This window comes from Microbacterium luticocti DSM 19459, from assembly GCF_000422405.1.
Lineage (GTDB): Bacteria > Actinomycetota > Actinomycetes > Actinomycetales > Microbacteriaceae > Microbacterium > Microbacterium luticocti.
The window spans coordinates 421,968-443,733 of record NZ_AULS01000001.1 but is presented as its reverse complement, the minus strand read 5'-3'; the positions used below and the strand labels follow the sequence as shown (position 1 = coordinate 443,733).

General features: G+C 70.7%; 21 protein-coding genes. 10 read left to right on the top strand and 11 right to left on the bottom strand.

Translation table 11 applies throughout. The annotated features are described in order from the left end of the window. Nucleotides 1-156 precede the first annotated feature (156 nt). Nucleotides 157-1,464, top strand: coding sequence for an RNA 5'-3' helicase PhoH2 (gene phoH2 / locus H577_RS0102235; protein ID WP_029144570.1), 1,308 nt, complete (start codon nt 157-159; stop codon nt 1,462-1,464). Between the two features lie 1,172 nt (nt 1,465-2,636). Here the strand turns inward: phoH2 and H577_RS0102225 are convergent. Genes H577_RS0102225 through xseA form a run of 7 tightly spaced genes read right to left on the bottom strand, consistent with a single transcriptional unit; the run spans nt 2,637 to nt 9,118 of the window. Next, a complete protein-coding gene (locus H577_RS0102225) occupies nt 2,637-3,293 on the bottom strand; it encodes a response regulator transcription factor (RefSeq protein WP_029144569.1) in 657 nt (218 codons plus the stop codon). Next, nucleotides 3,290-4,819: a sensor histidine kinase gene (locus H577_RS0102220; RefSeq protein WP_029144568.1), complete on the bottom strand. Its 1,530-nt coding sequence runs from the start codon at nt 4,817-4,819 to the stop codon at nt 3,290-3,292. Before H577_RS0102220 ends, H577_RS0102225 begins: the two co-directional genes overlap by 4 nt. Before the next feature lie 41 nt (nt 4,820-4,860). Continuing rightward, nucleotides 4,861-6,255 carry a class II fumarate hydratase gene (locus H577_RS0102215; RefSeq protein ID WP_029144567.1) on the bottom strand — a complete coding sequence of 465 codons (1,395 nt, stop codon included), beginning with the start codon at nt 6,253-6,255 and terminating at the stop codon, nt 4,861-4,863. Nucleotides 6,256-6,294: 39 nt separating this feature from the next. Then, nucleotides 6,295-6,951 (bottom strand): carbonic anhydrase, encoded by a 657-nt coding sequence (locus H577_RS0102210; protein WP_029144566.1) that lies wholly within the window; start codon nt 6,949-6,951, stop codon nt 6,295-6,297. Beyond that, complete coding sequence (locus H577_RS0102205) at nt 6,948-7,589, bottom strand: DUF4245 family protein (RefSeq protein ID WP_029144565.1); 642 nt, start codon at nt 7,587-7,589, stop codon at nt 6,948-6,950. The genes H577_RS0102210 and H577_RS0102205 overlap by 4 nt, the downstream gene beginning before the upstream one ends. Continuing rightward, the gene (locus H577_RS0102200) at nt 7,589-7,813 is read right to left on the bottom strand and encodes an exodeoxyribonuclease VII small subunit (protein ID WP_029144564.1); all 225 of its coding nucleotides are present in this window, start codon (nt 7,811-7,813) and stop codon (nt 7,589-7,591) included. Before H577_RS0102200 ends, H577_RS0102205 begins: the two co-directional genes overlap by 1 nt. A gap of 9 nt (nt 7,814-7,822) precedes the next feature. After that, complete coding sequence (xseA, locus tag H577_RS0102195; RefSeq protein WP_029144563.1) at nt 7,823-9,118, bottom strand: exodeoxyribonuclease VII large subunit; 1,296 nt, start codon at nt 9,116-9,118, stop codon at nt 7,823-7,825. Nucleotides 9,119-9,236: 118 nt separating this feature from the next. Here xseA and H577_RS0102185 point away from each other — a divergent pair, with 118 nt between their 5' ends. From H577_RS0102185 to H577_RS14775, 3 genes are read left to right on the top strand one after another with little or no spacing between them, the layout of a single operon-like run. Beyond that, nucleotides 9,237-10,286 carry a 4-hydroxy-3-methylbut-2-enyl diphosphate reductase gene (locus H577_RS0102185; RefSeq protein ID WP_029144562.1) on the top strand — a complete coding sequence of 350 codons (1,050 nt, stop codon included), beginning with the start codon at nt 9,237-9,239 and terminating at the stop codon, nt 10,284-10,286. Then, nucleotides 10,283-10,849 (top strand): DUF6264 family protein, encoded by a 567-nt coding sequence (locus H577_RS0102180; protein WP_029144561.1) that lies wholly within the window; start codon nt 10,283-10,285, stop codon nt 10,847-10,849. The genes H577_RS0102185 and H577_RS0102180 overlap by 4 nt, the downstream gene beginning before the upstream one ends. A 26-nt stretch (nt 10,850-10,875) precedes the next feature. Continuing rightward, on the top strand, nt 10,876-11,325 hold the full coding sequence (locus H577_RS14775; protein ID WP_036283290.1) for a hypothetical protein: 450 nt from the start codon (nt 10,876-10,878) through the stop codon (nt 11,323-11,325). Between the two features lie 210 nt (nt 11,326-11,535). Here H577_RS14775 and fbaA read toward each other — a convergent pair whose 3' ends face one another. Next, nucleotides 11,536-12,564 (bottom strand): class II fructose-bisphosphate aldolase, encoded by a 1,029-nt coding sequence (fbaA, locus tag H577_RS0102170; RefSeq protein ID WP_029144560.1) that lies wholly within the window; start codon nt 12,562-12,564, stop codon nt 11,536-11,538. A 252-nt stretch (nt 12,565-12,816) separates the two neighbouring features. Between fbaA and glpX the strand changes: the two genes are divergently transcribed. Further along, the gene (gene glpX / locus H577_RS0102165; protein WP_029144559.1) at nt 12,817-13,842 is read left to right on the top strand and encodes a class II fructose-bisphosphatase; all 1,026 of its coding nucleotides are present in this window, start codon (nt 12,817-12,819) and stop codon (nt 13,840-13,842) included. Nucleotides 13,843-14,289: 447 nt separating this feature from the next. Beyond that, entirely contained in the window at nt 14,290-14,529 is a 240-nt protein-coding gene (locus H577_RS0102160; RefSeq protein WP_029144558.1) for a hypothetical protein, read from the top strand. 127 nt (nt 14,530-14,656) lie between these two features. On the opposite strand, the gene H577_RS14770 is transcribed toward H577_RS0102160, so the two are convergent. Both H577_RS14770 and H577_RS0102150 read right to left on the bottom strand, forming a co-directional pair. Continuing rightward, nucleotides 14,657-15,997 (bottom strand): DNA recombination protein RmuC, encoded by a 1,341-nt coding sequence (locus H577_RS14770; RefSeq protein WP_036283287.1) that lies wholly within the window; start codon nt 15,995-15,997, stop codon nt 14,657-14,659. A 174-nt stretch (nt 15,998-16,171) separates the two neighbouring features. Further along, on the bottom strand, nt 16,172-16,777 hold the full coding sequence (locus H577_RS0102150) for an exonuclease domain-containing protein (protein ID WP_029144557.1): 606 nt from the start codon (nt 16,775-16,777) through the stop codon (nt 16,172-16,174). Between the two features lie 219 nt (nt 16,778-16,996). On the opposite strand from H577_RS0102150, the gene H577_RS0102145 reads away from it, so the two are divergent. Beyond that, nucleotides 16,997-17,746, top strand: coding sequence for a class I SAM-dependent methyltransferase (locus tag H577_RS0102145; RefSeq protein ID WP_029144556.1), 750 nt, complete (start codon nt 16,997-16,999; stop codon nt 17,744-17,746). 288 nt (nt 17,747-18,034) lie between these two features. After that, nucleotides 18,035-19,108 carry a redox-regulated ATPase YchF gene (ychF, locus tag H577_RS0102140; RefSeq protein WP_029144555.1) on the top strand — a complete coding sequence of 358 codons (1,074 nt, stop codon included), beginning with the start codon at nt 18,035-18,037 and terminating at the stop codon, nt 19,106-19,108. On the opposite strand, the gene H577_RS18155 is transcribed toward ychF, so the two are convergent. Next, nucleotides 19,105-19,239, bottom strand: coding sequence for a hypothetical protein (locus tag H577_RS18155; RefSeq protein ID WP_281166840.1), 135 nt, complete (start codon nt 19,237-19,239; stop codon nt 19,105-19,107). The two genes, ychF and H577_RS18155, sit on opposite strands and share 4 nt — an antisense overlap. 295 nt (nt 19,240-19,534) lie before the next feature. Here H577_RS18155 and H577_RS0102130 point away from each other — a divergent pair, with 295 nt between their 5' ends. Both H577_RS0102130 and H577_RS0102125 read left to right on the top strand, forming a co-directional pair. Next, a complete protein-coding gene (locus tag H577_RS0102130) occupies nt 19,535-20,095 on the top strand; it encodes a hypothetical protein (RefSeq protein ID WP_029144554.1) in 561 nt (186 codons plus the stop codon). Nucleotides 20,096-20,189: 94 nt separating this feature from the next. After that, nucleotides 20,190-21,707, top strand: a complete 1,518-nt coding sequence (locus H577_RS0102125) for an IS1634 family transposase (protein ID WP_029144553.1) — start codon at nt 20,190-20,192, stop codon at nt 21,705-21,707. Nucleotides 21,708-21,766 lie beyond the last annotated feature (59 nt).

Below are 21,766 nucleotides of genomic sequence, written 5' to 3'. Positions count from 1 at the left end.
CGGATCGCGACTCGTGGCCCTGGGTCGACTCGTGACAGCCGGGACGCAGTCCCGGGGCGGGAGCGGGTCGTGGCCACACGGGCACAGCAGGGCGAGGACGTCGGACAGCAGCTCGGGCGACAGGCCGGGCATCAGGTCCTCGACGCGGACGAGATCATGGATGCCGCCGACCAGCGGCTGCGCACCTACGTGCTGGACACGTCGGTGCTGCTGAGCGATCCGCGGGCGTTCTTCCGGTTCGCGGAGCATTCGGTGGTGATCCCGGTCGTGGTGGTCACCGAACTGGAGAGCAAGCGTCACGATCCCGAACTGGGCTATTTCGCCCGGCAGGCGCTGCGTCACCTCGACGAGCTGCGCATCGAGCACGGCCGTCTCGACTTTCCGGTGCCGGTGGGCGAGGGCGGCACGCTGCGGGTGGAGCTGGCCAACACCGACGTGACCGTGCTGCCGGCCGGCATGCGCCTGGGGGACAACGACACCCGCATCCTCGCCGTGGCGATGCACCTCATGCAGGACGGGCAGGAGGTCACCGTCGTCTCGAAAGACCTGCCCATGCGCGTGAAGGCGGCGTCGCTGGGCATCAGCGCCGAAGAGTACCTGGCCGAGCAGGCGGTGGACTCGGGGTGGACCGGGATCGCACGTCTGGACGTGTCGGGCGACGAGATCAGCGACCTGTACGAGACCGAGGTCGCCATCAGTGACGATGTGGTCGGGCTGCCGGTGAACACCGGGCTGGTCATCCACTCCGACCGCGGCTCGGCCCTTGGCCGGGTGGTCGGCGACGGCGAGTACCGCCTGGTGCGCGGCGACCGGGAGGTGTTCGGGTTGCACGGGCGCAGCGCCGAGCAGCGCATCGCCATCGACCTGCTGCTCGACCCCGAGGTGGGCATCGTGTCACTGGGCGGCCGGGCCGGCACCGGCAAGTCGGCGCTGGCGCTTTGCGCGGGGCTCGAATCGGTGCTCGAGCGCCAGCAGCAGCGCCGGATCATGGTGTTCCGGCCGTTGTTCGCGGTGGGCGGCCAAGAGCTCGGCTATCTGCCCGGCGACCAGCAGGAGAAGATGACCCCGTGGGGCCAGGCGGTGTTCGACACCCTCGGCTCGGTGGTGTCGGGAAATGTGCTCGAAGAGGTGATGGCCCGCGGCATCCTCGAGGTGCTGCCGCTGACCCACATCCGCGGGCGCTCGCTGCACGACGCGTTCGTGATCGTCGACGAGGCGCAGTCGCTGGAGCGCAACGTACTGCTGACGGTGCTCAGCCGCATCGGGCAGAACTCCCGGGTCGTGCTCACCCACGATGTCGGGCAGCGTGACAACCTGCGGGTCGGCCGGCACGACGGGGTCGCCTCGGTCATCGAGACGCTCAAGGGCCACGGCCTGTTCGCGCACGTCACACTGACCCGCTCGGAGCGCTCGCCGATCGCGGCGCTGGTCACCGACCTGCTGGAGGCCGGCGAACTGTCGTGAGAGGGCATGAGGAATCTCTCACCGCCTCGATGTGATCTCGGCGGTGTCGAGGGGGCACCATAGATGGGGCACCCGGACATTGCGGAGAGGACATCATGGACGCACGCGTCGCGCTGCTGGTCGGCGGCGGCACCGCCGTGGCGGCCTCGTTTGCGGTCGCGTCCGTGCTGGCGCTGAGTTCGGTGGCCGCGCTCGCCGACCACCCCGGCGTGCCCGTGGCCGACTCCGCTGTGGTGGTGCCCGGCCACCCCGCCGAAGCCGTTCGCACCCCGGCAGCGACCACCACCGACGGCCCGCAGACCGTGCACGCGCCCGAGCCGCGCCAGATCGGCATCGCCCCTGTGGTCGGGGCACGCTCCACCGCACCACGGGCCGAGACCGGTCCTGCCGCGCACGCCGCCGCGCCGCACTCGAGCCACGCGCACCCGACCCACCCGCGCACGGAGCACCCGCACTCGACGCACGCGCACCCGGCGCACCCGCAGTCGGCGCACCCGCACTCGAGCCACCCCCACCCGGTGCACCCGCACTCGGCCGCGCCCTCGGGTCCGGCCGACACCGCGCCGCATGACGCCACTGCACCCTCGCGTCCGGCCGCTGCCCCCTCACGTCAGGCCGACACTGCGTCGCATGAAACCGCTGCACCCTCGCGTCCGGCTGCTGCGCCCTCGCATCCGGCCGCCGCGCCCTCGCTCGCGGCCGTGCCCGCGCTCACAGACGAGGCGCCATTGCGCATTGCCGCCGCGCCCGCGCTCACGGCCGGGGCGCCGTCGCGCACGGCCGCTGCGCCCACGCGCGGGGCCGACTCCTCGTCACTCGCGGCCGACGGCTCGTCGCGCACGACCGACGGCCCGTCGCGCACCGCCGCTGTGCCCGCACGCGCCACCGCCGCGGGTCACCGCGCCGGTGCCCCGGCCCGGCGACACGGCTCGGATGCGTGGCATCCCGGGTCGCGGCTGCACCGCACCCCCACAACGTCCGCCCGCGCGGCGGAGAAAGAATCCGGGACGGGCTCTCCCCGTGCCTGTTCCGGATCGCAGAGAGAGCAATCGCACCGTTCCCCAGACAGCGGCGATTGACACGGGTCGGCATCTGAGCCCGCCCGCCTCCTGACCCCCGGCGTCCCCCAGCGCCGGGGGTCCTCTGCGGTGTGCCGCACAGCGGCCGCCGGGTCAGTCCCAGCGGTAGCCGGCCCCGCGCACGGTGGTGATGCGGTCGTGGCCCAGCTTGCCGCGCAGGTAACGCACGTAGACGTCGACGACGTTCGAGCCGGGGTCGAAGTTCAGCCCCCACACCTCGCTGAGCAGCCACTCTCGGGTGAGCACCTCGCCCGGATGCCGCAGGAACTGCTCGGCCAGCGAGAACTCCCGCGCCGACAGCTCCACCTCGGCACCGCCGACGGTCGCCCGCCGGGCGAGCAGGTCGAGCACGACGTCGTCGCGGCCGAGGATGTAGTTCTTGCGGGGCGCCGCCTCGCGCAGCCGTGAGCGCACCCTGGCCAGCAGCTCCTCGAGCGTGAACGGTTTGGGCACGTAGTCGTTGGCGCCCGCCTCCAGGCCCTCGACGGTGTCTTGCGTGCTGGTGCGGGCGGTGAGCATGATCACCGGCAGCGGCGAACCGGCTTCACGCAGGGCGCGCAGCACCTCGAAACCGTCCATCACGGGCAGCCCGATGTCCAGCAGCAGCAGGTCCACCTCACCCGAGCGCGCCACCTCGAGGGCCTTGTCGCCCTCCTCGACGATGACCGTGTCGTAGCCGGCGGACTCCAGGCCGCGGCGCACGAATGCCGAGATGTGCGGTTCGTCTTCGGCGATGAGGATCCGTGTCATTCTGCTGCCTCCCGTTGGAGCACGACGTCGCCGGCGCGCACCGGCTGCGGCAGCCGCGCCGCACCCGGGCGCAACGGCACCCGGATGGTGAAGGTGGCCCCGCCGCCCGGGGTGTCGGTCACATCGCACGAGCCGCCGTGCGCGCGCACGATCGCGTCGACGATCGCCAGGCCCAGGCCCGACCCGCCGACGCTGCGTTTGCCGCCGGCCCGGTCGAACCGGCGGAAGATGCGGTGCCGGGCCGCCGGCGCGATGCCCGTGCCGTGGTCGCGCACCCACAGCCGCACCTCGGCGCCGTCCACCGTGCTGCCCACCTCGACCGGGCTGCCGGTGGGGGTGTACTTGGCGGCGTTGTCGGCCAGCTGCAGCCATGCCTGCAGCAGCCGGTCGGGGTCGGCGTGCACGGTGACGGATGCCACGTCGGCCAGGCGCCAGTCGTGCCCGGGGATCACCGCGACCAGCTCACCCACACGGCGGCTGAGCGAGGCGATGTCGACCTCGCGCATGGCGAACTGTTCGCCGCCCTCGACCGTCGCCAGCAGGTCGATGTCTTCGACCAGCCGGGTCATCCGGTCGAGCTCGGCGATGCCCAGCGACCGGATGTTGGCGACGTCGGCGGGGTCTGCGGCATCCATCAGCTCGAGATGCCCGCGCACGATCGTGATGGGCGTCTTCAGCTCGTGCCGCACGTCGTCCAGCAGCTGACGCTGCACGTCGACCGAGCCCTCGAGCCGGTCGAGCATGGAGTTGACGGTGCGGGTGAGGTCCGAGATGTCGTCGTTGCCCTGCGTGGGGATGCGGGCGCCCAGGTCGTCGATGGTGATCGCGTCGGCGGTGTCGCGCAGGTGCCGGATCGGCGAGAGCAGCCGCCCGGCCACGAACCAGCCCACTCCGCCGATCGCGGCGAGCGTGATCAGCGCGGCGATCGCGTAGGTGGTGGCCGAGGCGGTCACCGGGCGCAGCTCCTCGTCGAGGTCGACCGCACGGATGTACACGCCGGTGTCGGGGTCACCGGGCATGCTCACCGGCACGGCGATGTAGCGCAGCGAACCGGTGGGGGTGACGGCGGTGCCGCGCACCGCCTTGCCGTGCTGCTCGGCCTCGGCCACCGCCCGGTCGATCAGGGCGGTGTCGCCCGAGATGTCGAAGCCGCTGAGCGTCTCGGGACGGTACCGCGGGGTGCCGTCGACGACGGCGACGGATGCCTCGTTCTGCGCCGGCACCAGGCGTGCCACGGCGGCGTGCAGGTAATCGTCCACCGAGGAGTAGTCGTCGATGTCGAGGTCCTCGGTCGCGGTGGTGGTCGCCGTGCCCGCGCCGGTCACCTCGGCCGGGTCGTCGTCGCCGGCGACGGTGCGCAGCACGTCGACCTGCGCGCGCAGTCGCTCGTCGATGCCGGAGAGCACCCGCTCCCGCTGCACCACGAACGTCACCCCGCCCACGACCGACAGACCGACGCAGGCCACGGCCAGGATCGCGCCCAGGATGCGGGTGCGTGCGGAGATCGGCCGGTGCGTGCGGTGCACGGTGCCATTATCGCCCGTGCGCGCCCCGCCGCCGGCCGCTCTCACCCGGCGTGCGTCATCGACAGCAGGTCGAGCTTGTCGTCGAGCTGGGCTTCGGTGATCTCGCCGCGCTGCACGTAGCCGAGGTCGATGACCGCCTCGCGCACGGTGATGCCCTTGGCGACGGCGTGCTTGGCGATCTTGGCCGCAGCCTCGTAGCCGATGACCTTGTTCAGCGGAGTGACGATCGACGGCGACATGCCGGCGTACGCCCTCGCGCGCTCGAGGTTGGCCTCAAGGCCGGTGACGGTCTTGTCGGCGAGCACCCGCATGGCGTTCGACAGCAGCCGGATCGACTCCAGCAGCGCGGTGCCCATGACCGGGATGGCGACGTTCAGCTCGAACGCGCCCGACGCGCCCGCCCAGGCGACGGTGGCGTCGTTGCCGATCACCCGCGCGCATACCATGAGGGTGGCCTCGGGGATCACCGGGTTGACCTTGCCGGGCATGATCGACGATCCGGGCTGCAGGTCGGGGATGTGCAGTTCGCCGAGGCCCGTGTTCGGGCCCGAGCCCATCCAGCGCAGGTCGTTGTTGATCTTGGTCAGCGAGACGGCGATGGTGCGCAGGGCGCCGGATGCCTCGACCAGGCCGTCGCGGTTCGCCTGCGCCTCGAAGTGGTCCTTGGCCTCGGTGATCGGCAGTTCGGTCTCGGCCGCCAGCAGCTCGATCACCTTCTGCGGGAACCCGAGCGGGGTGTTGATGCCGGTGCCCACGGCGGTACCGCCCAGCGGCACCTCGGCGACGCGGGGGAGTGCGGCACGCACCCGCTCGATGCCCAGCCGGATCTGGCGGGCGTACCCGCCGAACTCCTGCCCGAGCGTGACCGGGGTCGCGTCCATCAGGTGCGTGCGGCCGGACTTGACGGCATCCTTCCACAGCTCGGCCTTGGCCTCGAGCGCGACCGCCAGGTGGTCCAGCGCCGGGATGAGGTCGTCGATCAGCGCCTGGGTGACGGCGATGTGCACCGAGGTGGGGAACACGTCGTTCGACGACTGCGACGCGTTGACGTGGTCGTTCGGGTGCACCGGCGCGCCGAGGCGGCGGGTGGCGAGGGTGGCGAGCACCTCGTTCATGTTCATGTTCGAACTGGTGCCCGAGCCGGTCTGGTAGGTGTCGACCGGGAACTGGTCGTCGTGTGCGCCCGAGATGACCTCGTCGGCGGCGGCGGCGATCGCGTCGGCGATGCCTGCGTCGAGCACACCGAGGTGCTTGTTGGCCAGCGCCGCGGCCTTCTTGATGCGGGCGAGCGCGGCGATCTGGGTGGACTCCAGGCCCGTGCCCGAGATCGGGAAGTTCTCCACCGCACGCTGCGTCTGGGCACCGTACAGTGCGGATGCGGGGACCCGCACCTCGCCCATGGTGTCGTGCTCGATGCGGTATTCGGTCTCGCTCACTGTGTCGTTCCTCCTCGATCGTGTGCGTCGGTCGTCCGGTCAGACACCGGCGATCGTCACGGGTCCTTCGGTCACATGCGGCACCACGGTGCCCTCGCCGAGCTGGTAGATGCCCCCGACGATGCCCAACCGGCCGGCGGTGACCGCCTCGGCCACCAGCGGCGAGGCCTCGAGCAGCTCGGCCACCGTCTCGCACAGGTGCTCGCGGCCGACGGCTGCGGCATCCGCCTGCGCCGGGTCGGTGCCGGCGGTGCGGGCCACCCGGTGCACGGTGGGCACCACCGGGGCGATCAGGCGCCAGACGTGCGGCGGCAGTTCGGGGGCGTCGGGGCGGGTGCTGTCGATGGCGGCGCGCACCGCACCGCAGGCCTCGTGGCCGAGCACGACCAGCAGCGGCACGTCGAGGATCGCGACCGCGAACTCGATGCTGCCCACCATCGACGGCGACACCACCTGGCCGGCGTTGCGCACCACGAACATGTCGCCCAGGCCCTCGTCGAAGACGATCTCGGAGGCGGGGCGGGAATCGGAGCAGCCGAACACCACCGCGTGCGGGTGCTGGCCGTCGGTGAGCTCACGACGTCGGTCGGCGCTCTGGCGCGGATGCAGCAGCGTCCCCTCCACGAAGCGGGCGTTGCCCGCCGCGAGACGGTCCCAGGCTTGCTGCGGGCTCAGACGGATGCGCTCCGACGTCATCGATGTTCCTTTCTCAGGGTGCGGATCTGGTCGGCGAGCCCTGCCGCGGCGGTGGCCGCGGTCTTCGCGTCGGTCGCGCCGTAGACGAGGATGCGGTCGGGGCCGGCGTCGGTGCCGATCGCGTAGGTGATGTTGCCGTTCCGGTCGGGGTCGGCGATGGCGTAGCGGGTCCAGTCGATGCCGTCGATGGTCACCGTGCCGTCGGCGCCCGCGCCGCGCAGCAGCCGGGCGTCCCAGGCGGCGTCGGCGTCGAAGCCCTGCGCGACGCGCAGGAACCCGCTGTCGGCGCCGGTCGCGTACACGACGGTGAAGGTCGGCTGCTGATCGCCGGTGATCCCCGCCGAGTTGACCCGCCAGTCGGCGGGCACGTGCGGCACGACGACGGTGCGGCCGTATGCGGATGCCGCGTCGTGCGCGACCGCGGACACGTCGATCGCCGCGGTGGTGTCCATCGTGCCGCGCGGGCCGGTGAGCACGATGACGGCGACCACGGCGAGGGTGGCCAGCAGTGCCGCGATCAGGTTGCGCGTGGTCTGGCTGGACCGGTAGATGCGCGACGACTCGGCCTTGCGTGCCGCGGTCTCGTCCGGTGTCTCGGGCCGGCCGAGCTCGGCGACGATGCGCCCGGTCGCGGCCATCAGGACTCCGTCTCCGCGCGGGCGGCGTCCAGGCGCTCTTTGGCGCCACGCAGCCACTGCTCGCAACGGGTGGCCAGTGCCTCGCCGCGTTCCCAGAGCGCGAGCGACTCTTCCAGGGTGGGGGCGCCCTGTTCGAGCTCGGCGACCACGCGCACGAGCTCGTCCCGGGCCTGCTCGAACGTCAACTGCGCGACGTCGGCGGGCGCCTGGTGGGGTTCGCTCATGCTTCCAGCTTAGGACGCGCCGGTGTCGGTCGCGGACTCGGCGATCTCACCGGCCGAGGTGGCCGCGATCGAGCCGCGCTGCAGAGTGATCGCAAGCGTGCTGCCGGCCGGTGCCTGGGCGGCGTCGCGCAGGATCAGGCCGTCGCCGCGGTGGGCGATGGCGTACCCGCGGGCGAGGGTGGCGGCGGGCGAGAGGGCCCGCAGCGACGCCCGCAGTTCCGCGGTGCGGCGGGCGGCGGCATCCATCGCCCGGTCGACGACGTCGCGCCCGCGTGTGCAGACCAGGAACAGGTCCTGCGCGCGGCGCTGCAGCATCGCCTCGGGGTCGCGCAGCACCGGGCGGGAACGCAGCTGTTCGAGCTGGGAGATGTCGTGGCCGACACGCTGGGTCAGCCGCCCGGTCAACCGCGAGCGCAGCTGCGCGACGAGGGCGCGCTGCTCGCCCACGTCGGGCACCACCCGTTTGGCCGCGTCGGTGGGTGTCGAGGCCCGCAGATCGGCGACGTCGTCGAGCAACGGGTGGTCGTTCTCGTGGCCGATGGCACTGACCACCGGGGTGGTGCAGGCGGCTACGGCGCGCAGCAGGCGCTCGTCGCTGAACCCGAGCAGCGTCTGCGGGTCGCCGCCGCCGCGGGCGATGACGATGACGTCGACGGCCGGGTCGGCGTCGAGCACGTTCAGTGCCGCGATGGTCTCGGGCACGCACCGGTCGCCCTGCACCGCGGCGTGCACGGTGCGAAAGCGCACCGCGGGCCAGCGCAGCTGGGCGTTGCGGTGCACGTCCTTCTCGGCGTCCGATCTCTCGCCGGTGATCAGGCCGATGCAGTGCGGCAGGAACGGCAACGGCTTCTTGCGCGCCGGGTCGAACAGTCCCTCCGCGCGCAGCGCTGCGCGCAGCCGCTCGAGCTTTTCAAGCTGGTCGCCCAGCCCCATGTGCCGCATCGCCGAGACCGTGAACGTGAAATCGCCGGAACGGGCGTAGTAGTCGGCCTTGACGCAGGCCAGCACGTGGTCGCCGACCGCGAGGTCGTCGGTCAGCCGCTGCCGCACGTTCGACCAGAGCCGGAACGACAGCGTCGCGTCGGTGCCGAGGTCTTTCAGCCGGCCGAACACGGCGCCTGAGCGCACGTTCCACGAGGTGATCTCGCCCTCGACCCACACCGAGCCCCACCGCTGGACGAACCCGTGGATGGTGGCGTTCAGCCGCGACACCGAGGTCGGCGCGTCGGGGGTCGATTCGCGCGGGGGCACGGAATCGGGCGGCGGCGGCTGCCCTGGCACCGGCTCGGGGCGGAACGTGGTCATGGGATCCTCTCGTCGCGGTCGCGGTCGCGGTCGCGGTCGCGGTCGCGGTCGTGGTCGCAGCTGCGGTCGCGGTCGCCGGCACAGGCCGCGCCCGGGCCGCGACCGTACAATCGGTGGGGTGAGCATCCCCGCCGTGCGTCTGCCCGAGCCTCGCGTGCGCACGCCGCGACAGGTGCGACGCGAGCCGCTCCAGGATATCCCGGTGCCCGGACACAAGCGGGTGCTGCTGGCGGCTCCGCGCGGCTACTGCGCGGGCGTCGACCGGGCGGTGGTCGCGGTCGAAAAGGCGCTCGAACAGCACGGGGCGCCCGTGTACGTGCGCCGGCAGATCGTGCACAACCGGCACGTGGTGGCCACACTCGAGCAGCGCGGCGCCGTGTTCGTCGACGAGGTCGACGACGTACCACCCGGCGGTCTGGTCGTCTTCAGCGCGCACGGGATCGCCCCGGCGGTCCGGGATGCCGCCGAGTCACGCGGTCTGCACACCATCGACGCGACCTGCCCGCTGGTGACGAAGGTGCACCGTGAGGCGGTGCGGTTCGCGCGCGATGACTACGAGATCCTGCTGATCGGGCACAGCGGGCACGAAGAGGTCGAAGGAACCGCGGGCGAGGCCCCCGACCGGGTGACGGTCGTGAACTCGCCCGACGAGGCCGACACCGTGGTGGTGCGCGATCCGGCGAAACTGGTGTGGCTGTCGCAGACGACACTGTCGGTCGACGAGACGCTCGAGACGGTGCGGCGGCTGCGCGCGCGCTTTCCCGAACTGCACGACCCGCCGTCCGAAGACATCTGCTACGCCACGCAGAACCGGCAGACCGCGGTCAAACAGGTCGCCGCACAGGCCGACGTGGTGATCGTGGTCGGCTCGGCGAACTCGTCGAACAGCGTACGTCTGGTCGAGGTGGCGCTCGAGAACGGCGCGGCCGCCGCGCACCGGGTCGACGACGCCGGCGAGCTGTGTCAGGAGTGGTTCACCGGGGTACGGACGGTCGGGGTCACCAGCGGCGCGTCGGTGCCCGAAGAATTGGTGCAGGAGGTGCTCGCCGCGCTCGCCGAGGCCGGGTACCGCGACGTCGACGAGGTGCGCACCGCCGAAGAAGACCTGTCGTTCGCCCTTCCGCGTCCGCTGCGCGAGGCCGGATCCGCCCGGGGAGGACGCCGGTGAGCACACCCGATCCGCGCCCACGGCCGCAGTACGGCGAGTACGCCACCCCCGAGCAGCAGCGTGCGCACATCCGTGAGCCCGCGCCCTCGCAGCCGGCGCCGGTGCCGGTCGATGCGGCGCGGCCCCCAGCATCCGCTCGCCGCCCGGGCAACGCTGCGCGCGCGGCGATGCCGCACCCGGTCGACCGCATCGTCACGTTCGCGCTGCTCGCCTACGGGGCGGTGCAGGTGGTGCTCTCGGCCGTGTCGCTGTCCGATGTCGCCGCGCTCGCCGACAGCTCGTACCGGATGATGGGGGTGCCCGGGTCGTTCACCGACACGCCCGCGGCACGCGCGTGGGGGATCGCCGCGTCCGTCGTGCTGGTGGTGGCCTACCTGCTCACGGCGGTGCTGGCCGTGCGTGCCGTGCGGCGTGGGCGCATCGCCTGGTGGATACCGGTGACCGGGGCCGTGGCCGCCTACATCGCGGTGACGTTCTGCGTGATGATGGCGCTGATGAGCGACCCGGCGTTGGTGCACTACATCCTCAACCCGACTCCGACACCCTCCGGGACGGCACCGTGAGCAGCGCGTGGGGGCAGACTGGACGCATGCGCGCCCCTCGTCTGACCGTGTTCGTGCTGTCACTGTGCGCAGCGGCGGCCGTGCTCGCCGGGTGCGGCGCCACCGGTGGACCGCGCACCGTGCTCACGGTCACGCACACCGCGGCCGGGGACGTGGTGGCGGATGCCTCGGGCCGCGCCGTCTACCTCTACACCTCCGATCGGCAAGGCGCCGACCGCAGTTCGTGCGACACCGCGTGCCGGGCGGCGTGGCCGCCGGTGACCACGACCTCGACCGACCCGCAGGCGCCCGGTGTGGACGCGCCCGTCGGCGAGATCCCCGACGCGGGCGGCGGCTACCAGGTCACGCTGGACGGCTGGCCGCTGTACTACTTCGACGGCGACACCGGCCCCGGCATGATCAAGGGTCAGGGTGTGGGCGGTGTGTGGTGGCTGCTGGCCCCCGACGGCACTCGGGTGAGTGCGATCGGGCGCTGATCGGCGGGACGCGCGCCCGCTCGGCAGGTGCGAGGTGTCGTGCCGGGGCGGCAACGTGCGGCCGACGGTGCCGACGAGCCGCCCGAAGACGACGGATGCCCCGACCCGCGCGATGGCGCAGGCTGAGGCATCCGCACCGCACCTGTGCCGAAAACGACGGATGCCCCGACCCGCGCGATGGCGCAGGCCGAGGCATCCGCCCCGTAGCTGTTACGACTGGCTCTTGCCGTATGAGCCGAGCTGCTGGGTCGCCTCGACGACCCGGGCCGCCATCGCCGACTCGGCGATCTTGCCCCACGCGCGCGGGTCGTACTGCTTCTTGTTGCCGACCTCGCCGTCGACCTTGAGGACGCCGTCGTAGTTCTGGAACATGTACCCGGCGATCGAGCGCGTGAACGCGTACTGGGTGTCGGTGTCGATGTTCATCTTCACGACGCCGTTCGCCACGGCCAGAGCGATCTCTTCGTCGCTCGAACCCGACCCGCCGTGGAAGACGAGGTCGAGGGGCTTGGGCCCGTGACCGAAACGCTCGGCGATGCCCGCCTGGATCTCACCGAGCAGTTCGGGGCGCAGCTTGACGTTGCCCGGCTTGTACACGCCGTGCACGTTGCCGAAGGTGAGTGCGGCGATGTAGCGGCCGTCCTCGCCCAGACCGAGCGCTTCGACGGCCTTGGTCACGTCGCCGACGGTGGTGTACAGGGCGTCGTTGGTGCCCTCGTGCTTGACGCCGTCCTCTTCACCGCCGACCACGCCGATCTCGATCTCGAGGATCGCGTTGATGTTCTTCATGCGGGGGAGCAGCTGCTGGGCGATCTCGATGTTCTCATCGAGCGGCACCGCGGAGCCGTCCCACATGTGCGACTGGAAGATCGGGTTGCGCCCGGCCTTGACCTCTTCTTCGCTGGCGGCGATCAGCGGCAGCACGAAGTCGTCGAGCGCCGGCTTGGGGCAGTGGTCGGTGTGCAGCGCCACGGTGATGGGGTAGTTCTTGGCGACCTCGGTCGCGAACCGGGCGAACGCCAGTGCTCCGGTGGCGCGGGCCTTGACGGTCTGTCCGGCGAAGTAGTCGGCGCCGCCGGTGGTGACCTGGATGATGCCGTCCGATCCGGCTTCGGTCAGGCCCTGCAGCACGGCGTTGATGGTCTGCGAGCTGGAGACGTTGATCGCGGGGTAGGCGAATCCGCCGGCCTTCGCGCGGTCGAGCATCTCGGCGTACTGTTCGGGGGTGGCGACGGGCATGGCGTGCGCTCCTTGATCGGGACGTGTGTCGGTGTCAACTCTAGCGAAGCAACCGTGCACGGCACGGGCCGAAGGTCACCCGATGGGACGTGCGACCTGCGGGGCTGTGGAGCGTGCGCAGACGCGGAAACCTGCACGTCGGGTTGTGCGCAGACCACGGGAGATGACGGTCACGAAAGAATCGCCGATCCTTCGACGGATGCCGCGGTGAACCGACCCCGTTTCTGTCATGGTGGGGGCTATCGTGGCGTCATGGTGAGTCTCACGGCCGATCTGAACGCCCACGCCGACGGAGGACGGGTCGCTCCGCTCCGGCCCGACCGCAACCTGGCGCTGGAGTTGGTGCGCGCCACCGAGGCCGCCGCGATCCGCGCCGTGCCGTTCATCGGCCGCGGTGACAAGGAGGCCGCCGACGGCGCAGCGGTCGATGCGATGCGGGCGTTTCTGACCACGGTCAGCTTCGACGGCACGATCGTGATCGGCGAAGGAGAGAAGGACCACGCGCCGATGCTGTTCAACGGCGAGCGCGTCGGCAACGGCTCTGGCCCGCAGTGCGATGTCGCCGTCGACCCGATCGACGGCACGTCGCTGACGGCGGCGGGGCGCAACAATGCACTGTCGGTGATCGCCGTGTCGGACCGCGGCACGATGCTGGACGCATCGAGCGTGTTCTACATGGACAAGCTGGTCACCGGCCCGGCCGGGGTCGGCGTCGTCGACATCCGGCTGCCGATCGGCGAGAACATTCGGCGTCTGGCGAAATCGCTGGGCAAGCCGGTCGATGAGATCGTGGTGTCGGTGCTGCACCGTCCCCGCCACGAGCAGCTGATCGCCGAGATCCGTGAGGCCGGGGCGGGCACCCGGTTGATGAGCGACGGCGACGTCGCGGGCGGCATCAACGCGGCACGGCACAATGCGCGCACCGACATGTGTGTCGGCGTCGGCGGCAGCCCCGAGGGGATCGTCACCGCCTGTGCGATCAAGGCGCTCGGCGGACACATCCAGGGCCGACTGTGGCCGCGTGACGACGATGAGAAGCAGCGCGGCATCGACGCCGGTCTCAAGCTCGACGGGCACGTGTACGAGGCCGACGACCTCGTACACGGCAGCAACACGATCTTCGTGGCCACCGGCGTCACCAACGGCGAGCTGGTCGCCGGAGTGCGCCGCGAGGGCGGCTACGTCTACACCGAGAGCGTTGTGCTGCGCGGCGCGTCCGGCACGTTGCGCCGGATCTCGTCGGAGCACCTCACGTCGAAGTGGCTGCGTCCGGCCTGAGCCGCCGGGTTCACCCGTCCTCGTGCCGGATCGGCGTTCGGCCTGCCCGTGCGGCATTCGCCCGCCCGTGCGGTGTTGTCGCGCCCGAGGGGTGTTCTGCTGGCCGGGTTCACCCGTCCTCGTGCCGGATCGGCGTTCGGCCTGCCCGTGCGGTGTTGTCGCGTGGGAGAGGTGTTCTGCTCGCCTGGCCGGCGTGTCGCCCGCGGCGGTGTTTCCGGCCGGCGGAGCGTTCGCCCGTCCGAGAGGCGTTCTCCGTGCCTGACCGGAGTGTCGCCCGGGGCGCTGTCTGACTGTGTCGGTGTCACACCGTATGTGACGCATGGTGCGGATGTGACGATTGGGTCGCATGTGGCCGTGAATGCGCGGTATTCCCAGCCCACCGTGGCAGAATCGTGGCGGCCGTCCCGCCCGGTGTGTCCGGGTGGCGCGGACGCAGAGGAGGCGCACATGGCACAGTCCGGGGACACCCATCCGCACACCGGAGCCCACGCCGTCGTCGCCGACGCGCTCTCGCGTACCGGTGCCCACCCCAAGGTGGAGATGGACCCGGCCCGTCGGCCGGATGTGCTGTTCCGCGTCCGGCACGCCGAGGGCGAGCAGGTGTCGGCCTGGTGGATGATCGGCGCGTTCGTCGCCGTGTCGGGCACCGTCATCGCGCTGCTCAGTCTCATCCCCGGCGGTCACTGACCCCCCTCCGGCGGTCACTGACCAACCCCCGGCGGTGACTGACCAACCTCGGCGCTCACTGACCCACCGCCGGCGGTCACTGACCCATGTCAGGTGGTCGTCGGGTTCATCTTCGGCGGTCACCGACTCATCCGCGACGGTCGCTGACGGATCCCACCTCCGTCTCGTCATCGTCCCGAACGCGGTCGCGCACCGCGCCGACGTCGGCGCGGAGCGCCGTGGGCGGCTCCGCCGTCCGGGGCGCCGGGGGCTCGTCGCCGGTTTGATCGAGCAGTTCGGGGGCGGTGAGCCGGCGGGTGCCCTTTTCGATGGGCTCGACATGTCCGAGGGCGTCGAGCTTGGTCTGGTCGATACCGGGGAACCGGCGTGCGCTCACCAGCACGCGGGACTCCAGCGACCCGGCGAACCGGTTGTAGCTGTCCACGGTGCGCTCGATCGCGCGACGCAGGTCGTCCGCATGCCCGGCGAGCGAGGTCAGCCGCCCGTAGAGTTCGGTGCCCAGGTCGAACAGTCGGCGTGCCTCCTGCGAGACGTCCTGTTGGGTCCACGTGTAGGCGACGGTCTTGAGCACCGCCCACAGGTTCACCGGCGAGGCCAGCGCCACCCGCTTGCCGAAGGCGTACTCCAGAAGCGACGGATCCTCCTCCAACGCCGTCGCCAGCAGCGACTCACTGGGAATGAAACAGATCACGAACTCGGGGCTGGAGTCCAGACCGGACCAGTAGGTCTTCTTCGCCAGCGCGTCGACGTGTGCGCGCACCGCCCTCACGTGGCGCTGCAACAGATCCTGCCGCCGCGCAGCCTCGTCACCGGTGGCCGTCACCGGGATCGCGGCGGCCTCGAGATAGGCATCCAACGGCACCTTGGCATCGACGGCCAACGACTTCTGCCCGGGCAGCCGGATCACCATGTCGGGGCGTCCGGCCCCTGCATCGGTCGTGATCGACGTCTGCACGTCGAAGTCCACATGCCGGGTCAGACCCGCTGCTTCGACGACGCGCCGCAACTGAGTCTCGCCCCACACCCCGCGCGTGCTGCCCGAACGCAGGGCACCGGCCAGCGACTCCGCGGTGGCGCGCAGTGCCTCGCCCGAGGCGGCGGTGCGCTGCAGCTGCTCGGCGACCGCCCCGAACTGCACATGCCGATCGCGTTCGAGATCCTCGACCTTGCGCTGCATGGTCTGCAGCGACTCGCGCACCGGTTCGAGTGCACGGAGCACGGACTGCTCACGGCGTTCCCGCTCCTGAAGCGCGAGTTGATCGGCACGGGCGCGGTCGGTGGCCTCATCGATGCGGCGTTCCTGGTCTTCGAGCCGCTCGCGCAGGGCGGCGGCTGCCGTTTCGGCGGCGGCGGCCCGCGCGGTGGTCTCGGCGTTCTCGCGGGCGGCGCGTGCGGCCCGGATTGCCCACCCGGCGGCCAGGCCTGCGGTCAGCGCGACGAGGGCGATCAGCGCGGTAGTGGCATCCATGACCCCAGCATGACGGCACCCACCGACATCGGCCGTGCTCGCGTGCCGACATCGACCGTGCCCGCCTGTGGCGGGTGGCGCAGACAACGCCCGCGACGCGCGGCGCGGGCGAGGCGCAGGGACGCGACGGCACCTGCGTGCAGAGGGCCGCGCCGGTTGTCCTTGGTGCCGGACTCAGGCGGCGCGGAAGACCGGCTCGGCGACCGGAACCGTGGGGTCCAGCGTCTTGACGGTGACGCCGTGTCTGCGGGCGAGGTCGTCGAGGTCGGTGGCATCCACCCGACGCGCCGCGTCGACGACGATGTGTGCGCACGCCTCGGCGTCGGCGGTGGCGTCGTGGTGGGCGAAGTCGGTGAACCCCGCCTCGGCGGCGGCGACGGGCAGCCGGTACGACGGAAGAACGTAGGCGCGGCGCGCGAGCTGCAGGCTGCACAGGTAGCGGTAGGGCGGGCAGCGGTCGCCGCTGGCCTCGCATGAGCGGCGCAGCACCGCCATGTCGAACCCGGCGTTGTGGGCCACGAGCACGTCGGTGCCGGCGAATGCGGCGATGTCGCCGAGTTGGTCGCTCCACGTCTTCGCGTCGGCGACGTCGTGGGGCCGGATGCCGTGGATGCCGATGTTGACCTCGAAGAACCGGTCGTGCCCGGCCGGTGGACGGATCAACCATCCGGCGCGCGCCACGATGCGTCCCTCACGCACCCGAACCAGCCCCACCGCGCACGCCGACGCGGAACTGGAGTTCGCCGTCTCGAAGTCGATCGCGGTGAAATCCAATGGCACGGGACAACTCTCGCCCCGCCGAGGCCGCGCCGCGGCGAGGCGCGCCGGGCCGGCGACGTCCCGAGTTCCGGTGAACCGGGCCGGGGACGTCCCGGGTTGCGGAGAGCCGGGCCGGCGACGTCCCGAGTTCCGGTGAGCCGGAACGGTTGGCGCGTACGAGGTCCGGGGGGTGTCATGCGCCGCGCCGATCCGGTGCGCCGCGCGTCGTAGGGTCGAGACATGGCCACACGCGAAGAGATGTCCCGTTCGTTCGGCGCCGCCGCAGGCGTGTACGACGCCGGGCGTCCCGAGTATCCCGCGCAGGCCGTGTCGTGGATGTTGGAGCCAGCGCGGACCACGGGCGGGCGGCCGCGGGTGGCCGACGTGGGGGCGGGCACCGGCAAGCTCACCCGTGCGCTGGTGGCCGCCGACGTCGAGGTGGTCGCGATCGACCCGGACGAGGCGATGCTGGAGCAGCTGCGCGACTCGGTGCCGGGAGTGCCCACGTTCGTGGGCACGGGGGAGCGGCTGCCGCTGCCGGACGGCGCGCTGGACGCCGTGGTGTTCGGGCAGGCCTGGCACTGGGTCGATCCGATCGCGGCATCCGCCGAGGTCGGTCGCGTCCTGCGGCCCGGCGGCGCGCTCGGCCTCGTCTGGAACATCCGCGACGAGAGCGTCGACTGGGTGGCCGAGATGACCCGGATCATGCATGGGAGCAACGCCGAGGCGATGCTCGCGTCGGGAGGGCCCGAGGTCGCCCCGCCGTTCGACGGCTTCGAGTCGCGGTCGTGGCCGTGGGTGCGGCGCGTGACGCGGGCGTCCCTTGTGGACATGGTGCACTCACGTAGCTACGTCATCACCGCGCACGCCGACGAACGCGCACGCATCGACCGCGAGCTGGGCGAGGTGTTCGACCGCATCGGTGCGGTGGCCGATGCCGCGGTGGAGATGCCCTACGTCACGACCGCGTTCCGGGCGCTGCGGCCGTAGCGCGCGAGGCGCGCCGGGTGTGGCTCGCCCAGTCCGCGGAGGATCGCATCATGCTGGGCTGTCGTGAGCGTTCCCGCCAGGAGCGCATCGCCGAGCGGCGCGTGCCATGGCCGCAACGTCACCGGGGCTGCCGGTCGCGTCTCACCCGAAGCCGGGTGACTTCCTCCGGCACCGGCATCCGTCCCCTCGCCGTCGGGACCGATCCCGCTCACCGTGAGATCTTCGAGCACGGCCTGCCCCGCCCGCACCCTGCAGCCCGCGGCATCCGTCCCCGTAGACTGGATGCCCGTGGCCCTCACCATCGGAATCGTCGGATTGCCCAACGTCGGCAAGTCCACCCTGTTCAACGCCCTGACCCGCAATCAGGTGCTCGCGGCGAACTACCCGTTCGCGACGATCGAGCCCAACATCGGGGTGGTGAACCTGCCCGACGCGAGGCTCGACAAGCTCGCCGAGGTGTTCCACAGCGAGCGCACCGTGCCCGCGACGGTGTCGTTCGTCGACATCGCCGGCATCGTGCGGGGCGCCAGTGAGGGGGAGGGACTGGGCAACCAGTTCCTCGCGAACATCCGCGAGGCCGACGCGATCGCGCAGGTGGTGCGCGGCTTCTCGGATGACGATGTCGTGCACGTCGAGGGCGAGGTCAATCCCCGCAACGACCTGGAGACGATCGGCGCCGAACTGATGCTGGCCGACCTCCAGACGCTCGAGAAGGCGATCCCGCGGTACGAGAAAGAGGTCAAGGGCCGTAAGACCGACAAGGCCGTGCTCGACGCCGCGCTGGCGGCGAAGGACGCCCTCGACCGCGGCGAGCTGCTCTCGGCATCCGGTCTCGATCTCGCCCCGATCAAGGAACTGGGCCTGCTTACGGCCAAGCCGTTCATCTTCGTGTTCAACGTCGATGAGCAGGTGTTGACGGATGCTGCGCGCAAGGCCGAGCTGGAAGCCCTGGTAGCGCCGGCCCACGCCGTGTTCCTCGACGCCAAGATCGAGTCGGAGCTGATCGACCTCGACCCGGAGGATGCCGCAGAGCTGCTGGCGTCGACGGGACAGACCGAGTCGGGTCTGGACCAGCTGGCGCGCATCGGTTTCGACACCCTCGGCCTGCAGACATATCTGACGGCGGGCCCGAAGGAGGCGCGCGCCTGGACGATCGGCAAGGGATGGAAGGCGCCGCAGGCGGCGGGCGTCATCCACACCGACTTCGAGAAGGGCTTCATCAAGGCCGAGGTCATCTCGTTCGACGACCTCATCGAACTGGGCTCGGTCGTCGAGGCGCGCGCGCACGGCAAGGCGCGCCTGGAAGGCAAGGACTACGTCATGCAGGACGGCGACGTGGTGGAGTTCCGGTTCAACGTCTAGAAGTCGCGTTTGATCGGCTGTTGAAGCGGCAGCTTCATGAGCGGCACTCTTTCCAGCTCGAGTTGGTCGATGATGACATCCCCGAGCGTTGGCAGGCGGGCGAGGACGACCCCTCCGATGATGCTGCTCACGTGCGCTGGACATGTCGGTGGATGCCCATAGCGGATTCCCCTGTGCTGTGCGCTGGCTTTGATTGCTCTTCGCAGATGAGCGGGTAGTTCGCTGAGCGCAGACCGCCGGTGTGTTCGAGAGTCACCAGGTGTTCCTCACCGCGGCAACGTGGTGGAATCCAGGTTCAACGTCTGAGCCCCTCCCTCGTCGCTCGCCGGCGGCGGACAGGTGCGCGTCCCGTGTATTCTGACGAACCGGCATGGTGCTGACGACACCCGGGGGGCAAGCATAACCATCCAGGTCGATACATCCGTTGTGCGAGGTGGTGGTGCGGCGGCAAGGGAGCTCGCGTCAGACATCAATCGCGCCCTGACATACTTCGATGACCATATCGACAAGGCGCAGTCATGGGTCGCCGGCCTATTGATGGAGTGGCTCCTTGCGGAGCACAGTTCGTTCGCTGGTCGTGCCGAGACGGGGATTCTGCGATCGAAGGCCTTGATGGTCGCGACTCACGGCGCCTTGAACGACGTCGCTAACCTCTTCGACGAGACGGAGAACGATGCGCAGGTAGACGTCTCCGACCTCTTCAAGGACCTTGACGCCGCGACGGCCACGGCACCGCTCACCGCAGCAACCACTCGCCAGAGCCTCACGTTCGATTCTCCCGTCGACACGCTGGTCGCGCCCGAATCCTCGTTGGCCGACCCGGCCTTCCAGGTCGTGTGGAACATCATCAATTGGCCGGACTATCTCTCGCTGTCGTACTGGGCTCGCCAGATCCTCAATGTGGTGGTCCAGCTGATCGCCCCGACGCTCACGGGGGGCCAGGACATCTTCGAATTCCTCGCTCAGACCTGGATCGTGTCATGTTGAGCTGATTTCGGGGTTCACCGCTCGTTGAGCCTTGATTTTCCGGGGGTGTTGGTGTCCGTGTGGGGCACTAGCCGGGGGCTTCTAGACTGCCTCGGTGGGGTTGTACGTGCGGAAGGTGCCGACGTCGTCGGGAGCGACGGCGGTGCAGATCGCGTCGAAGACCCGCGGGATCCGCACGATCGTGGAGCACCTCGGCTCCGCGCACGACGACGCGCAGCTGGCCGTATTGATCGCGATCGCGCGGGAACGGATCAGCGAACTCGCGGGGAAGGTTCCCCTTGATCTCGATGGGCTCGGCGCGGCTCCGCCAGTGACGGCGGCGCCGACGGTTGTCGGGTCGCGGTCGCGGGTGCTGTGGGAGGTGCTCGAGGCGGCGTATGCCCGGCTCGGGTTCGACACGGTCGGTAACGACACGTTCCGTAAGCTCGTGCTCGCCCGGGTCGTGGAGCCGACCAGCAAGGCGGACACGCTGCGGGTGTGGGAGGAGCTCGGTGTTCCCGCCGCGCCGTCGCTGTCGACGGTGTGGCGCACTCTTGCCCGCTGTGTGGAGCAGGACTGGCGATCGCAGCTCGCGGCCGCCGCGTACACGCACGCGACGAAGAACGGGCCGCTGACGGTCGTGCTCTATGACTGCACCACGTTGTATTTCGAAGCCGAACGTGAGGACCGTCTCCGCCGGGTGGGGATGAGCAAGGAACGGCGGGTGGACCCGCAGATCCTGGTCGGGCTGCTCGTAGATCAGGGCGGGTTCCCCCTTCAGGTCCACGAGTTCGCTGGCAACAAGGGCGAGACGCTCACCCTGCTGCCGGTGCTGAACCAGTTCCGGGAACGCCACCAGGCGACCGAGATCGTGGTCGTCGCCGACGCGGGCATGCTGTCGGCAGCGAACCTGAACAAGCTCGAAGACGCCGGATTCGGGTTCATCGTCGGCTCCCGCACCTCGTCTGCCCCCTACGACCTCGCCGAGCATTACGCGACGGTGGGGAACATCGTGATCGACGGGGAGACGATCGAGACCACCCGGGTCATGGGTGCCGGGCAGAGCGCGCGGGCGCGGCGGGTGGTGTGGCAGTACTCCCACAAACGCAAGACCCGCGACAACATCACCCTGAACAAGCAGATCGAACGGGCCGAGCAGATCGCTGCCGGCACGAGACCGCCGAAGAAGGACCGGTTCGTCACCCTCGGTGAGCGTCCCGTGGTGAACTGGGCGCGGGTCGAGAAAGCCCGCGAGTACCTCGGCCTGAAAGGCTACGTCACCAACCTCGCCACCACCACCGCGACCGCAGCGGAGGTCGTGGCCGCGTATCACGACCTGTTCCAGGTCGAGGCGACGTTCCGGATGGCGAAGACCGACCTCCGCGCCAGACCCATGTTCGCGTCGACCGAAGACTCCATCCACGCGCACCTCACCGTCGTGTTCGCCGCCCTCGCGATCACCAGGCACCTGCACAAGGCCACGGGCTACACGATCCGCCGGATCATCCGCGCGCTGCGCCCCCTGCGCGACGTCACGATCAGCATCGACGGGCACAAACTCACCGCGCCCACGCCACCCGAAGGCGAAGCCGCCGACATCCTCAGCAAGCTCAACTCCACCGCGGGGCACTAGCGTGACACGATCCAGGTCAGAAGCTCAGCGGCGACTGGGACAAGGTCGCCCTCGCAGGC

Bases quoted from the DNA above. Each gene is read 5' to 3' on its own strand.
- H577_RS0102210 (WP_029144566.1), bottom strand. From the start codon at position 6,951: ATGACGTCGGAGCGCATCCGTCTGAGCCCGCAGCAAGCCTGGGACCGT.
- H577_RS14770 (WP_036283287.1), bottom strand. From the start codon at position 15,997: ATGGATGCCACTACCGCGCTGATCGCCCTCGTCGCGCTGACCGCAGGC.
- glpX (WP_029144559.1), top strand. From the start codon at position 12,817: ATGGTGAGTCTCACGGCCGATCTGAACGCCCACGCCGACGGAGGACGG.
- H577_RS0102225 (WP_029144569.1), bottom strand. From the start codon at position 3,293: ATGACACGGATCCTCATCGCCGAAGACGAACCGCACATCTCGGCATTC.
- phoH2 (WP_029144570.1), top strand. From the start codon at position 157: ATGGATGCCGCCGACCAGCGGCTGCGCACCTACGTGCTGGACACGTCG.
- fbaA (WP_029144560.1), bottom strand. From the start codon at position 12,564: ATGCCCGTCGCCACCCCCGAACAGTACGCCGAGATGCTCGACCGCGCG.
- H577_RS14775 (WP_036283290.1), top strand. From the start codon at position 10,876: ATGCGCGCCCCTCGTCTGACCGTGTTCGTGCTGTCACTGTGCGCAGCG.
- xseA (WP_029144563.1), bottom strand. From the start codon at position 9,118: ATGACCACGTTCCGCCCCGAGCCGGTGCCAGGGCAGCCGCCGCCGCCC.
- H577_RS0102160 (WP_029144558.1), top strand. From the start codon at position 14,290: ATGGCACAGTCCGGGGACACCCATCCGCACACCGGAGCCCACGCCGTC.
- H577_RS0102145 (WP_029144556.1), top strand. From the start codon at position 16,997: ATGGCCACACGCGAAGAGATGTCCCGTTCGTTCGGCGCCGCCGCAGGC.
- H577_RS0102205 (WP_029144565.1), bottom strand. From the start codon at position 7,589: ATGGCCGCGACCGGGCGCATCGTCGCCGAGCTCGGCCGGCCCGAGACA.
- H577_RS0102200 (WP_029144564.1), bottom strand. From the start codon at position 7,813: ATGAGCGAACCCCACCAGGCGCCCGCCGACGTCGCGCAGTTGACGTTC.